Here is a 12,653-nt window from a genome sequence, read left to right on the forward strand (position 1 = left end):
GAGCAGCCAGGAGCCACTATGAGCAGCACCGCGATCGATCACGTCCACGGACACGATCATGGGCACGACCACGCGCACGAGCATCCGCACGGATGGCGTCGCTGGCTGTTCGCGATCAACCACAAAGACATCGGGACGATGTACCTGATCTTCTCGTTCGTGATGCTGCTGGAAGGCGGGTTGCTGGCGCTGCTGTTGCGCACCGAGCTGTTCTCGCCCGGCCTGCAGTTCTTCCGCCCGGAACTGTTCAACCAGTTCACCACCATGCACGGCCTGATCATGGTGTTCGGTGCGATCATGCCGGCCTTCGTGGGCTTTGCGAACTGGATGATCCCGCTGCAGATCGGCGCATCCGACATGGCTTTCGCCCGGATGAACAACTTCAGCTTCTGGCTGCTGCCGGTGGCCGCCATTCTGTTGACCGGTTCCTTCTTTGTACCTGGCGGCGCAACCGCCGCAGGCTGGACGCTGTATGCACCGCTGTCGGTGCAGATGGGCCCCGGCATGGACATGGCCATTCTGGCCGTGCACATCATGGGCGCATCGTCGATCATGGGTGCCATCAACATCGTCGTCACCATCCTGAACATGCGCGCGCCCGGCATGACCTTGATGAAAATGCCGATGTTCTGCTGGACCTGGCTGATCACTGCCTACCTGCTGATCGCCGTGATGCCCGTGCTGGCCGGTGCCATCACCATGGTGCTGACCGATCGCCACTTCGGTACCTCGTTCTTCAATGCGGCCGGCGGCGGCGATCCGGTGATGTACCAGCACATCTTCTGGTTCTTCGGTCACCCCGAGGTCTACATCATGATCTTGCCGGCCTTCGGGATCGTGTCGCAGATCGTGCCGACCTTTGCCCGCAAGCGCCTGTTCGGTTATGCCTCGATGGTGTACGCCACCTCGTCGATCGCCATCCTGTCCTTCATCGTGTGGGCCCACCACATGTTCACCACTGGCATGCCGGTGACCGGACAGCTGTTCTTCATGTACGCCACCATGCTGATCGCCGTGCCCACGGGCGTGAAGATCTTCAACTGGCTGGCAACCATGTGGCGCGGTTCGATGACCTTCGAGACGCCGATGCTGTTCTCGGTGGGCTTCATCTTCGTGTTCACGCTGGGCGGCTTCACTGGTCTGATCCTGGCCGTGGCCCCGATCGACATCCAGCTGCAGGACACCTATTACGTGGTGGCCCACTTCCACTACGTGCTGGTGGCCGGTTCGCTGTTCGCCTTGTTCGCCGGTGCCTACTACTGGCTGCCGAAGTGGACCGGCTTCATGTATTCGGAAAAGATCGGTCGTCTGCACTTCTGGTCCTCGCTGATTTCGTTCAACGTGACCTTCTTCCCGATGCACTTCCTGGGCCTGGCCGGCATGCCGCGTCGTTACGCTGACTACGCCGCGCAGTTCACCGACTTCCACAAGATCGCCACCGTGGGTGCGTTCTGGTTCGGTCTGTCGCAACTGATCTTCCTGTACGCCGTGCTGCGTGCCTACGCCGGCAAGGGCGAGAAAGCGCCTGCCAACCCGTGGGAATCCGAAGACGGTCTGGAGTGGACCGTACCGTCGCCGGCTCCGCACCACACCTTCGAAACCCCGCCGGTTGTGAAATAAGTGGCGACCAGCATGCTTTCTGACGAACAACGCCGCCGCAATCGTCGCACCGGGCTGATCCTGGGCCTGCTTGCTGCGTCGTTCTTCCTGGCCGTTTTCATCAAGCGCACGTGGTTTTGACCTGACCCGGACTTTGTCATCATGACTGAGCGCGATCCTGCTTCTACCGACATGCCGTCCGCTGCTTCCCAAGGTGCCCGCAATACGCGGATGCTGAAGAAGCTGGCGGTGGTGACCGTGATGATGTTCGGGTTCGGTTATGCGCTGATCCCGCTCTATGACGTGTTCTGTGAAATCACCGGGATCAATTTCCTGACCCAGGCGGATGGCAAGGCGGAAGACTTCGCCCGCAACACGCAAGTCGACAGCAGTCGCAGCGTGAAAGTGGTGTTCGACGCGAACATCAAGGGTCCGTGGCGCTTTCACCCGACCATGTCGAGTGTGACGGTGCACCCGGGCGAGCTGACTACTGTCGTCTACGAGATCGCCAATCAGCAAGACAAACAGATGGTGGGGCAGGCCATCCCGAGCTACATGCCGATGGCCGCCGCCCAGCATTTCAAGAAGCTGGAGTGCTTCTGCTTTGCGCAGCAAGACCTGAAACCCCACGAGGCGCGAAGCTTCCCGGTGGTTTTTGTGGTGGATCCCAAGCTGCCCAAGGACGTGACCGAAATCACCTTGTCGTACACCTTCTTCGAGATCCCTGGCCGTGTGGCAGGTGTTGAGGCAACGCGGGTGACAGGTGGGTCATGAGCGATGACCTCAAGGAAGTCAGTCGGCGCAAGCTGAATTTCTTCCAGACCATGAGCGCCGTGTTGTGGTCGTTCGTTGGCCTGCGCCGGGGTGCGGATTACCGCAAGGACGCCGAGCGGCTCAACCCGGTGCATGTGGTGATTGCCGGATTGATTGCGGCAGTGGTGTTTGTACTGGTGTTGCTGTTGATTGTGCGTGCAGTCGTGAGCTCGGCAGTGAGCTGACCGGACAGGTGTCCGGCGGCGGGCAAGTAGCAGTTTTCGGCTGTGCGCAGCGTGCGACGGCTTCCATGAAATGCAAGTGACGCAGAGTCTGTAGAGGAGAAGAAAATGGGTGCAAGCCACTCGGTGAAGGGCAAGGAGGCACCGTATTACTTTGTGCCGTCGCCCTCCATGCATCCGGTCCTGGCCGCCATCACGCTGCTCGCATTCGCGATTGGCGCGGTGCTGTGGGTCAACGCATCGGCGCTCGGCCCGTGGCTGTTTGCCGCTGGTGTAGCCGGCCTGATAGCAGTGCTGTATTTCTGGTTCGGTGATGCGATTGCGGAATCGGAAGGTGGCCTCTACAGCAAGCGGGTAGACGTGTCTTTCCGCTGGAGCATGAGCTGGTTCATCTTCTCGGAAGTGATGTTCTTCGCGGCATTCTTTGGCGCGTTGTTCTATGCACGCGCCATCACCACGCCTTGGCTGGGCGACTTCGACCATCGCTTTGCGCTGTGGCCCGACTTCCTGTCGTCCTGGCCCAACCTTGGGCCGGCCGGCATCGTTGAACAGTTCGCCACCGTAGGCCCGTTCTGGCTGCCCACCATCAACACGGCGCTGCTGCTGACTTCCGGCGTGACCTTGACCATTGCCCACCACGCAATTCGTGAAGATCACCGCACCAAGACCGCGATCTGGCTGGCAGCCACCGTGATTCTGGGCGCGATCTTCATCGTGGTTCAGGCCTACGAATATCACCACGCTTACACCGATCTCAACCTGAAGCTGACCTCGGGCGTCTACGGCTCGACCTTCTTCCTGTTGACCGGTTTCCACGGCCTGCATGTGACCATCGGCGCGATCATGCTGTTGGTGGTGCTAATCCGCTTGTTGAAGGGGCACTTCACCAAGGACAACCACTTTGCCTTCGAAGGGGCTGCCTGGTATTGGCACTTCGTGGACGTGGTGTGGCTGGGCCTGTATGTCTTTGTGTATTGGGTCTGAACCGTATTGAGTCTGAATCCAGTGGGCGGGCTTACCCCGTCTGCCAGCAGGCTATATTCAGTGGGCTGAAGCAAGCGGACTGAAAGCGGACCGAATACAAAAGGCCGCGCGATCGACGCGTTCGATCGCGCGGCCTTTTTTGATTGGGCCCCGTTAATCAGGTCAGCGCAGCCCGCCGCTTTGTATCCACCCCATCCAGTGCGCGAACAGGACAAACAGGAACAGGGTGACCGACAAGCCGATACGCACCGTCAGTGCGTTCACGGTGCGGTTGCTCTTCCCCTTGTCGCGCATCAGATAGAACAGGGCAGAGCCCAGGCTCATGAATATGCCGATGAAGGCCAGTGCCACGATGAAACGCATGAATACTCTCCTGCAGACCGCCGATTATCGCAGTCTACGGGCGGTCCAATCGCAGCTTGCCGGCCAGCAGGTAGAAACCCCGAGCGATCCTGGCGTAAGGGTTGAACCCGGCGCGGGCGGTATTTCTTTCCGTCGTGTGTCTGCATGAGCGCACCTGGCCGCACGCGGCTGCTGGTCGGCGTGATCGGTTTGCTGCTGATCATTGCCGTCACCGTCAGTGCCGGTCGTTGGCAACTGGCGCGTGCCGACGAAAAGCGTGCCTTGGTGGCACGTGTCGAACTCGGGCGGACCTTGCCGCCGCTGGTCCTGTTGCCGGCTTTGCCGGCTGCCGACATGACCGAATGGCGACATGCCCGGGCACGGGGAAAATGGCTGCCGGACTTCACGGTGTTGGTCGAAAACCGCAACCATCAGGGGCAACCGGGCTTCTGGGTGGTCAGCCCGCTACAATTCGATCCGCCGACGGCTTCGGGTGGAAGCGCAGGTGCAAGTTCCAGTGCAAGCCCAGGTTCAGGCGAGGTAGTCGCCGTCCTGCGTGGCTGGACACCCCGGGCGCTGGGCGCGATGCCTGGCGTGGCACCGGTTGTCGTACGCTCGCCCTCGGGCGTGCAGGACATTCAAGGCGAACTGATTGCCCAGGTGCCGCGTCTATTGGAACTGAGCAGCCTGTCTGGTGCCGCACCGGCGTCCCTGGCCAGCCGTTTTGGTGCGGCTGACGGCCCGCCCAGGTTGCAGAATTTCGACGTCGCGACCTATGCTGCCGCCACCGGTTTGAAAGTTCTGCCGATGGTGCTGCAACAGACCGGCGAGGCCGACGACGGCCTGATCCGTGACTGGGCACCGCCGCCGAACAATATCGACACGCATCTCGGTTACGCGATGCAGTGGTTTTCGTTTGCCGCAATCGCCGTGATTGCATTGGGAGTGCTGCTTGTCCGACGATTCCGTTCGCCCCGCCGCTGACTCTGCCAGGGTCCCGACTGCCGTGACTGCATCTTCTGCCGCAACAGCCGGTCAGGGACAGCGCGCTGTGCCGCCCAAGCGTTCCCTGCTGTCTCTGTACGCGGTGCTATTGGTCTGTCTCGCGCCCATTCTTGGCGCGGTGTATGCCTACTTCGCTGAATGGCGGCCGGACGGCATCAATAATTACGGCACCTTGGTCGACCCGCAGCGCCCAGTGCCTGCCGCTGACGCGCTGACGCTTACGCAGCTGGACGGCACGCCGTTCGATCTGCGCAGCATGGCCGGCAAGTGGGTAATGCTCACGGTCGATGGCGGTGCGTGCCCGGAAGAATGCGCCAAGAAGCTGTTCATCATGCGCCAGACCCACGCCAGCACGGGCAAAGCGGTGGATCGCATTGAGCGCATCTGGCTGATTTCTGATCGTGAACCCCTGCACACCGAGGTGATCCGCGCCTACGACGGCATGCACATGCTGCGCGCCGACCCTGCGCAACTGGCCCGTTTCCTGGCGCTGCCGGCTGACAGCGGTGATCCCTTGCAGGCTGTCGAGCAACACATCTGGCTGATCGACCCGATCGGCAATCAAATGATGCGTTTCCCGGAAAACCCAGACCCCGCACGACTGCGCAAGGATCTTGGCAAACTGCTGCACGCATCCCGGATCGGTTGAACTCATGATCGCTTCATCCACGGCGAAATCGGCCGTTTCTACTTCTGCTGTCACCGCTGATCCTGCTGCCATCGAGCGTGCAAGCCGTATCCGTGCCCGTTATCGCAAGCTGATCGCCATCACGCTGTTCCTGACTTTCGACCTGATCATGTTCGGGGCTTTCGTGCGCCTGACCGACTCGGGCCTGGGTTGCCCCGACTGGCCGGGTTGCTACGCCAAGTTGTCGCCCATCGGCGCGATGCAGGATATTCGTGCGGCGGCGGAAGCCATGCCGCATGGCCCGGTCACGGTGCCCAAGGCCTGGATCGAGATGATTCACCGCTACGTGGGCACGCTGCTTGGCATCTTGATCATCGGCATCATGATCCAGGCCTGGCGTCATCGCCGGGTGCTGGAGCAGTCGCCCTGGCTGGCCACGATCATCTTGCCGGCGGTCAGTCTGCAAGGGGCTTTCGGGGCCTGGACCGTGACCCACAAGCTGATGCCTGCCATCGTGACCGCACATTTGCTGGGCGGCATGGGTTTGCTGGCCTTGCTGACCTGGTTGTCGGCCCGGCAGGGTGGGGGCACCGCGCAGCTGCCACCGGTACCCACCAAGGTTCGCCGCTGGCGCTGGGCTGCGGCCCTTGGGGTGTTCCTGCTCTTCACGCAGATTGCACTGGGTGGCTGGGTAAGCACTAACTACGCGGCCTTGGCATGCATGGATTTCCCGACTTGCCACGGTGAAGTGATCCCGGAAATGGATTTCCACGGCGGATTCTCCATCGTGCGCGGTTTGGGCGAGCTGCCCTCGGGTGAGCTGATTTCCCAGGCGGCGCTGACCGCCATCCACTGGACACACCGCAACTTTGCGTTCGTGGTGCTGATCTATCTGGGATGGCTGGCCTGGCGACTGCGTGGCGTACCCGCCTTGGCCAAGCCTGCCCGTGGCCTGAAGCTGATGCTGGCGGTGCAAGTGCTCACCGGCCTGACCAGCATTTTCCTGCAATGGCCGCTGGTGATCGCCGTCTTGCACAATGGCGGCGCGGCAGTGCTGGTGATGCTGTGCATTACCTTGTGGGTGCGGCTGGCCGACCGGGATGCCCGGCTCGAACCGGTGCGCCTTGGTCTGGCTGCGCGCGACGCGGCGGCCGTAGGCAGATAAAATGCCGCTTTGTTTCTCAGTCGTGCGGCGTTTTCCGCGTAACTCCTGGAATTCCTGATCCGCATGGCAACCTTGACGATGTCCTCCGCCTCCCTGCGACTGCGCCAATACGCGGCGCTTACCAAGCCGCGCGTGACGCAGTTGGCTGTGTTCTGCGCGGTGATCGGGATGTTTCTCGCATCGCCCGACCTGCCCGATTGGCAGGTCGTGATCTCGGCCACCATTGGCATCTGGTTGCTGGCCGGTGCGGCGTTCGCCATCAACAGCCTGATCGAACAGCATATCGACGCCCGCATGGCGCGCACCGCCCATCGCCCGATGGCGCGCGGTGCCATCGGTGTCACGCAGGCGCTTGGTTTTTCTGGGGTGATCGGCGGAATCGGCATGGTGATTCTGTATCGCTGGGTCAATCCGCTAACCATGTGGCTGACCTTCGCCACCTTTGTGGGCTACGCGGTCATCTACACCATCATCCTGAAGCCGCGCACGCCGCAGAACATCGTGATCGGTGGCCTGTCGGGTGCCATGCCGCCTGCATTGGGCTGGGCCGCAGTGGCCAATGCCGTGCCTGCCGAGGCCTGGCTGCTGGTGATGATCATCTTCGTGTGGACGCCGCCGCACTTCTGGGCGCTGGCCTTGTATCGCACTGCGGACTATGAAAAGTCCGGCTTGCCGATGCTGCCGGTGACGCACGGCCGCCACATCACGCTGCTGCACATGCTGCTCTATAGCATCGCGTTGCTGGCCACGACTGTGCTGCCTTACGTGATCCGCATGAGCGGCGAGCTGTACCTGGTCAGCGCGCTGATCCTGGGCGCGATATTCCTGGGGTATTCGATTGGGCTGTATCGGAACTACAGCGACGCACTGGCGCGCAAGATGTTCAAGTTCTCGATCCTGTACCTGTCCTTGCTGTTCCTGGCCTTGCTGCTGGATCACTGGCTGATCGTCACCTGATTGTGACCTGCTCGTGACCTGTTCGCCGTGCAGGCTCACGCCTGCAGACAATGCAAAAGCGACAGGCAAAAAAACGGGGCACCCTTGGGTGCCCCTTATCAATCCGTCTCGCAGGATTGGGGGAGGAGAAAAAATCGAGACGGTGTCGCGCATTGGATCGACCTAGGGCCGGACGCAACCGGCAGGCGGGGGAGCAAGCCGGTCGCCACACAAAACGCTCTCTCAGGTTTTGCGCGCCAATACAAGTTTGAGCACCCGCAGCGGTGGAAGTTTCAGCAAACTGACAACAAACCCCAAGCCAAAAAGTAACAAAAAGATTCAGCGCATGATCAGCATAAGGCTGGCAGGGGAAAGGTCTGCACATGCATGCAGCCGCTCATCCGAGTGCCAAAAACCGCCACGCATAGGCCAATCGGGATAGTACAAGTCATGCGCAAAGCAGGCTTTTGGCGTCGTCGCGTGTACCAAATTCCACCGTGTTCCACCCGTCTGCCTGGGTGACAGATATCGGGATGGTGCGAGTAAGATTCGTTTTCATTCTGATTCTTTCCTGACGAATCGTAGTCTTCTGATGGCTTCGTCAGCGACGCTGCACTTTTTTCTTTCAGTAGGTGCCTGACCTCGTCAGGCCTTTGTTCAAGGTTCCTTCATGCAATCCCGATTCGGCCGCCATGTTCTGCCTGAGTCCCGCTTCGCGCTTACCTCACTCACTTCCTTGATCCGCCAGTGTCTGGGCGCGGGTCTCGCGGTTGTCGCCGTGGGCGCAACGGCGCAGACGACGCCGCCGAAGGCGCTGGGAGAAGTCGAGGTCAGCGGCCAATCCGAAGCGATTGGCGGATTGCAGAAGACCTACTCGGGCGGCCAATTCGCGCGCGGTGGCGACCTGGGCATCCTGGGCCGTACCGACTTGATGGACGTGCCCTTCAGCACCACCAACTACACCTCGGAACTGATCAACAACCAGCAAGGCCGCACGATTGCTGATGTGGTCATGAACGACGCGTCGGTGCGCACCTTGCAGGCGCGTGGCGGATACGGCGACGACTTCCAGATTCGTGGCTTCACGGTGGGCTCGCGCGACACCAGCATCAACGGCCTGTATGGTCTGTCGCCGGCCACGCGCGTGCCGCTGGAAATCATCGAACGTGTGGAAGTGCTGAAAGGCCCCGGTTCCTTGACCAACGGTGTCGGCCCCAGCCAGAGCATTGGCGGTGCGATCAATGTGGTGACCAAGCGCGCAGACGATGCGCCGCTGAACCGCGTGACCGCTACCTACATGGGCGAAAGGCAATTCGGTACCGCCGTGGACATCGGCCGTCGCTTCGGTCAGGACAACCAATGGGGTGTGCGCGCCAACGCGGCATATCGCAATGGCGAAGGCAACATCGACAACGGCCGTGAGCGCGTAAGCCTGGGGTCGCTTGGCGTTGACTACGCGGGTGCGCGCCTGCGTTGGTCGGGTGACTTGTTCTACGTCGATAACAAGACCACCAATTTCCGTCCGCAGAGCGCCTTCCTGGCCGGCATCACGCAGTTGCCCGCCGTGCCGGACAGCCGTTCGACCTTCTACCCGGGTGCCGTGCTGTCGGATGAGTCCAAGACCGCCATCACCCGCGCGGAATATGACATTACCGACAGCACCACTGTGTACGGTGCCTTGGGTTACACCGACGGTTCCAGCGACCAGAATTTCCCGACCGCAGTCAGCCGGATCAACTCGCAGGGCCTGTTCACGGTTCGCAACGGCTACTACGACGAATACAACAAGACCACGTCGGGTGATCTCGGCGTGCGCACCAAGTTCAAGACCGGCGACATCGGCCACACCGTGGTGCTGGGTGCCAACCTGATGCAGCGCGAAACCGGCTTCTTCTATCAGCTGACGACGCCTGCGACTGGCATTCCGTCGAGCATCTACAACCCGTCGCCGCTGCCGGCCATCAACTTCCAGCGTGGCTCGCCCAGCAAGACTGCCGAACTTGAGCAGTACAGCGTTGCGCTGGCTGACACAATGAGCTTCTTCGATGATCGCTTCCTGGTTACCGCAGGCCTGCGCGACCAGACCATCAACCAGAAAAGCGTGAATGGCTCGGTGGGTTACAAGGACAGCGCGGTCACTCCGCTGCTGGGCCTGGTCTTCAAGCCGATTCGCGATACCTCGGTGTACTACAACTACACCGCCGGCCTGCAGGCAGGTGGCATTGCTGGCCCCAGCACGGCCAATGCTGGTCAGGTCTTTGCGCCGCAAAAGTCCAAGCAGCATGAAGTGGGCTTGAAGCGCGACTGGGGTTCACTGATCACCCAAGTGGCTTACTACGAGATCGAACGCCCCACCTCGACGACGGAAAACAACGTCTACAGCTTCGGCGGCAAGCAGCGCAATCGTGGTCTGGAATTGTCGGCTTACGGCGAAGTGACGCGCGGTTTGCGTGCCATGGCTAGCGCCTCGTTCAACGATGCCACGCTGGTGCGCACGGCCAACGGCCTGAACCAGGGCAACGACGCCAACGGCGTGCCGGAACGTACCTTCAATGTCGGCCTGGATTGGGATATCCCGGGCGTCGAAGGCCTGAGCGTCAACGGCCGTGTCATCAATACTTCGGCCATGTGGTACGACGCCGCAAATCGTCTGCGCATGCCGTCGTGGACCCGCGTGGACATCGGCGCGCGTTACGCAACCAAGGTTGCCGGCAAGTCGGTGGTGTTCCGTGCCAACCTGGAAAACGTGGCTGATCGCGCGTACTGGGTGACTGCATCGGGCTACGCCACTGTGGGTGCACCGCGCACGCTGATGCTGTCGGCGCAGATGGACTTCTGATCCCAGGGCGGGCCTGTATTCAAGGCCCGCACTCAGGGACAGCGTCCCACCCAGCTTTGCTGGCAGACGAAAAAACGCCCCGGAAATCAGGACAAATGTCCGATTTCCGGGGCGTTTTCTTTTGGGCGCACAATCTTGGGGGCGTCCAGTCTTCAGGTGCGCAACACGAGCAGCAGCGCTGCCCGCGTTGTTTCAAGCTCAGGCGTATTCAGCCAGTGCCGTACGCATCTTGCCCATGGCGCGTGCCTCGATCTGGCGAATGCGCTCGGCCGATACGCCGAATTCATCAGCCAATTCCTGCAGCGTCGAGCCGCCATCATCCTGCAGCCAGCGCGCTTCAATGATGCGACGCGAGCGGGCATCCAGCGTGTCGATGGCACCCAGCAAGCCCTGGCCTTGCAACTTGTCGCGCTCACGGCTTTCCAGCACGCGGGTCGGCTCTTGCTGACCTTCGTCCGACAGGTAGGCAATCGGAGCGAACTCCGATTCGCCGTCGTCGTTGCGGCCTTCGAGCGCCATGTCCTGACCCGACAGACGAACTTCCATCTCGGACACGTCTTCCGGGCGAACATTCAGCTTGGTCGCAATGTCGGCAACCTGGTCGCCGGTCAATGCGTTGGCATCGCGCTTCATGCTGCGCAGGTTGAAGAACAGCTTGCGCTGAGCCTTGGTCGTCGCAACCTTGACCAGACGCCAGTTCTTCAAGATGTACTCATGAATCTCGGCCTTGACCCAGTGGATCGCGAACGACACCAGGCGCACGCCACGATCAGGATCGAAGCGCTTGACCGCCTTCATCAGACCGACGTTACCTTCCTGAACCAGGTCGGCGTGGGGCAGGCCGTAGCCCAGGTACTGGCGCGCGATCGACACGACCAGACGCAGGTGCGACAGGATCAGTTCGCGCGCAGCCGACAGGTCTTCGTCGTCGCGGAACTTGCGCGCCAGACGGCCTTCTTCTTCCACAGTCAGCATCGGCAGACGATTGACGGCGGAAATATACGCATCGATGGTGCCGAGCGCGCCCGGGTTGGCGATTGCCAAGGCAAGCGCATTGGCCGAATGGGGAGCCGGAACTGCAAACGAAGCGGTGGAATTCATATAACGATACCTCCTGATGGAGATGATGTTAGCACTCGGTATAGTGGAGTGCTAATCAAGCATCACGATCGGCGCGATAGCCAAAACATATATTGGTGCAGCGCACAGATAAGTAGAAGACTGCCTTGGCAGCAAATGGTTCACAAAGCCCGTTTGCAACTCGTAGCCATACGTTTCCGTGTGCGGATCGGGTGCCATGCCTTTAGTTCTTTGTCGTGGTCAACCTTAAGGATCCTTCCCCTGCATGGCTCGCCTAGCTCGCTTATACGCGCCCGATATTCCCCAATTGTTGCAAGCACGCTTTGTGCCCGAAACGCCCGGGGCAGCGCGCAGCCTGGAGCGTGTGGCGCACTGGATGGCCGAGGAATTGCGCGGCAAATCGATCGCCGTCCATGCCTGGGTAGTCCTGCCAGATCAGTGGATTGCCTTGGCCACGCCGGGCGGGCCACGTGATCTGCCGCGTCTGGTACAGGGTATGGGCCGTCGGCTGACGGGCGATTGGGGCGGCGCGGTCTTTGCCGGCCGCTATCACTCCGCGCTGGTGGAGCCGGGCAACTGGGTGCTTCGCGCCATGCTGTGGCTGGAGAGCCAGCCTGTATTGCAGGGCCTTGTGTCCGAGGCAGAGCAGTGGCGGCTTGGGTCAACCAGTGTGCATACCGGGGCGGGCAGCAGCCCGCTGGTGGTCGATCACCCTGATTACTGGGCGTCGGGCAACACCCCATTCGATCGCCAGGCACGGTATCGCGAAGCCTTGCAGGCCGGCCTGGGGTCAGAGGCGCGCAAGGCCATCGAGCGGGCGCTGCATGGTCAGTGGGCCTTGGGGGATGCGAATTTTGTGGCGGGGCTCGAAACCGGGGAGCGTCGCGCGGCACCGGCAAAACGGGGGCGTCCAAGAAAGGACTCGCTCGACCAGGGGTAAGCCACTGTTTAACAAGGGTTTACCCTTTATTTTATGATCCGTCCCTAATTTAAATTCCCACATTTGGTGCGTGGAGTATAAATGGGGACGTACCATTGAATTATTTCTTGCATGGGCTGGTGCAGCGCAGTATCTTTCGT

At 61.0% G+C, this 12,653-nt stretch carries 14 protein-coding genes; 12 read left to right on the plus strand and 2 right to left on the minus strand.

Features of this window, described 5'->3' with window-relative positions; all coding sequences use genetic code 11:
- The first annotated feature begins 18 nt into the window (after positions 1-18).
- The 5 genes from ctaD (at position 19) to FXN63_RS02725 (ending at position 3,578) form a co-directional block, all read left to right on the plus strand.
- The gene (gene ctaD / locus FXN63_RS02710) at positions 19-1,620 is read left to right on the plus strand and encodes a cytochrome c oxidase subunit I (RefSeq protein WP_148812609.1); all 1,602 of its coding nucleotides are present in this window, start codon (positions 19-21) and stop codon (positions 1,618-1,620) included.
- 12 nt (positions 1,621-1,632) lie between these two features.
- Positions 1,633-1,740 carry a cytochrome oxidase small assembly protein gene (locus tag FXN63_RS26875; protein ID WP_222863992.1) on the plus strand — a complete coding sequence of 36 codons (108 nt, stop codon included), beginning with the start codon at positions 1,633-1,635 and terminating at the stop codon, positions 1,738-1,740.
- A gap of 21 nt (positions 1,741-1,761) precedes the next feature.
- Positions 1,762-2,373: a cytochrome c oxidase assembly protein gene (locus FXN63_RS02715; protein WP_246165012.1), complete on the plus strand. Its 612-nt coding sequence runs from the start codon at positions 1,762-1,764 to the stop codon at positions 2,371-2,373.
- Positions 2,370-2,597: a DUF2970 domain-containing protein gene (locus tag FXN63_RS02720; RefSeq protein ID WP_148812611.1), complete on the plus strand. Its 228-nt coding sequence runs from the start codon at positions 2,370-2,372 to the stop codon at positions 2,595-2,597. The genes FXN63_RS02715 and FXN63_RS02720 overlap by 4 nt, the downstream gene beginning before the upstream one ends.
- A 105-nt stretch (positions 2,598-2,702) precedes the next feature.
- Complete coding sequence (locus tag FXN63_RS02725) at positions 2,703-3,578, plus strand: cytochrome c oxidase subunit 3 (RefSeq protein ID WP_148812613.1); 876 nt, start codon at positions 2,703-2,705, stop codon at positions 3,576-3,578.
- A gap of 162 nt (positions 3,579-3,740) precedes the next feature.
- Here the strand turns inward: FXN63_RS02725 and FXN63_RS02730 are convergent, their stop codons facing one another.
- Positions 3,741-3,941: a twin transmembrane helix small protein gene (locus tag FXN63_RS02730; protein ID WP_148812615.1), complete on the minus strand. Its 201-nt coding sequence runs from the start codon at positions 3,939-3,941 to the stop codon at positions 3,741-3,743.
- Between FXN63_RS02730 and FXN63_RS26670 the strand changes: the two genes are divergently transcribed.
- From FXN63_RS26670 to FXN63_RS02755, 6 genes are all read left to right on the plus strand, one after another.
- A complete protein-coding gene (locus tag FXN63_RS26670) occupies positions 3,940-4,089 on the plus strand; it encodes a hypothetical protein (protein ID WP_187395080.1) in 150 nt (49 codons plus the stop codon). The genes FXN63_RS02730 and FXN63_RS26670 overlap by 2 nt on opposite strands.
- Positions 4,086-4,904, plus strand: coding sequence for an SURF1 family protein (locus tag FXN63_RS02735; protein ID WP_187395081.1), 819 nt, complete (start codon positions 4,086-4,088; stop codon positions 4,902-4,904). The genes FXN63_RS26670 and FXN63_RS02735 overlap by 4 nt, the downstream gene beginning before the upstream one ends.
- A gap of 22 nt (positions 4,905-4,926) precedes the next feature.
- Positions 4,927-5,574 (plus strand): SCO family protein, encoded by a 648-nt coding sequence (locus tag FXN63_RS02740; RefSeq protein ID WP_246165013.1) that lies wholly within the window; start codon positions 4,927-4,929, stop codon positions 5,572-5,574.
- Between the two features lie 4 nt (positions 5,575-5,578).
- A complete protein-coding gene (locus FXN63_RS02745) occupies positions 5,579-6,718 on the plus strand; it encodes a COX15/CtaA family protein (protein WP_148812617.1) in 1,140 nt (379 codons plus the stop codon).
- Positions 6,719-6,796: 78 nt separating this feature from the next.
- Positions 6,797-7,675 carry a heme o synthase gene (gene cyoE / locus FXN63_RS02750; RefSeq protein ID WP_246165014.1) on the plus strand — a complete coding sequence of 293 codons (879 nt, stop codon included), beginning with the start codon at positions 6,797-6,799 and terminating at the stop codon, positions 7,673-7,675.
- Positions 7,676-8,324: 649 nt separating this feature from the next.
- Positions 8,325-10,493, plus strand: coding sequence for a TonB-dependent receptor (locus FXN63_RS02755; RefSeq protein WP_148812621.1), 2,169 nt, complete (start codon positions 8,325-8,327; stop codon positions 10,491-10,493).
- A 198-nt stretch (positions 10,494-10,691) separates the two neighbouring features.
- On the opposite strand, the gene rpoH is transcribed toward FXN63_RS02755, so the two are convergent.
- Complete coding sequence (rpoH, locus tag FXN63_RS02760) at positions 10,692-11,594, minus strand: RNA polymerase sigma factor RpoH (RefSeq protein WP_148812623.1); 903 nt, start codon at positions 11,592-11,594, stop codon at positions 10,692-10,694.
- A gap of 244 nt (positions 11,595-11,838) precedes the next feature.
- Between rpoH and FXN63_RS02765 the strand changes: the two genes are divergently transcribed.
- Positions 11,839-12,513 (plus strand): hypothetical protein, encoded by a 675-nt coding sequence (locus FXN63_RS02765; protein WP_148812624.1) that lies wholly within the window; start codon positions 11,839-11,841, stop codon positions 12,511-12,513.
- Positions 12,514-12,653: the final 140 nt, after the last annotated feature.

It is taken from the genome of Pigmentiphaga aceris (assembly GCF_008119665.1).
Lineage (GTDB): Bacteria > Pseudomonadota > Gammaproteobacteria > Burkholderiales > Burkholderiaceae_B > Pigmentiphaga > Pigmentiphaga aceris.

What these genes read in the sequence shown, in the direction of transcription:
- ctaD (WP_148812609.1), top strand. Translation starts at nt 19, where the DNA reads ATGAGCAGCACCGCGATCGATCACGTCCACGGACACGATCATGGGCAC.
- FXN63_RS26875 (WP_222863992.1), top strand. Translation starts at nt 1,633, where the DNA reads ATGCTTTCTGACGAACAACGCCGCCGCAATCGTCGCACCGGGCTGATC.
- FXN63_RS02715 (WP_246165012.1), top strand. Translation starts at nt 1,762, where the DNA reads ATGACTGAGCGCGATCCTGCTTCTACCGACATGCCGTCCGCTGCTTCC.
- FXN63_RS02720 (WP_148812611.1), top strand. Translation starts at nt 2,370, where the DNA reads ATGAGCGATGACCTCAAGGAAGTCAGTCGGCGCAAGCTGAATTTCTTC.
- FXN63_RS02725 (WP_148812613.1), top strand. Translation starts at nt 2,703, where the DNA reads ATGGGTGCAAGCCACTCGGTGAAGGGCAAGGAGGCACCGTATTACTTT.
- FXN63_RS26670 (WP_187395080.1), top strand. Translation starts at nt 3,940, where the DNA reads ATGAATACTCTCCTGCAGACCGCCGATTATCGCAGTCTACGGGCGGTC.
- FXN63_RS02730 (WP_148812615.1), bottom strand. Translation starts at nt 3,941, where the DNA reads ATGCGTTTCATCGTGGCACTGGCCTTCATCGGCATATTCATGAGCCTG.
- FXN63_RS02735 (WP_187395081.1), top strand. Translation starts at nt 4,086, where the DNA reads ATGAGCGCACCTGGCCGCACGCGGCTGCTGGTCGGCGTGATCGGTTTG.
- FXN63_RS02745 (WP_148812617.1), top strand. Translation starts at nt 5,579, where the DNA reads ATGATCGCTTCATCCACGGCGAAATCGGCCGTTTCTACTTCTGCTGTC.
- cyoE (WP_246165014.1), top strand. Translation starts at nt 6,797, where the DNA reads ATGTCCTCCGCCTCCCTGCGACTGCGCCAATACGCGGCGCTTACCAAG.
- FXN63_RS02755 (WP_148812621.1), top strand. Translation starts at nt 8,325, where the DNA reads ATGCAATCCCGATTCGGCCGCCATGTTCTGCCTGAGTCCCGCTTCGCG.
- rpoH (WP_148812623.1), bottom strand. Translation starts at nt 11,594, where the DNA reads ATGAATTCCACCGCTTCGTTTGCAGTTCCGGCTCCCCATTCGGCCAAT.
- FXN63_RS02765 (WP_148812624.1), top strand. Translation starts at nt 11,839, where the DNA reads ATGGCTCGCCTAGCTCGCTTATACGCGCCCGATATTCCCCAATTGTTG.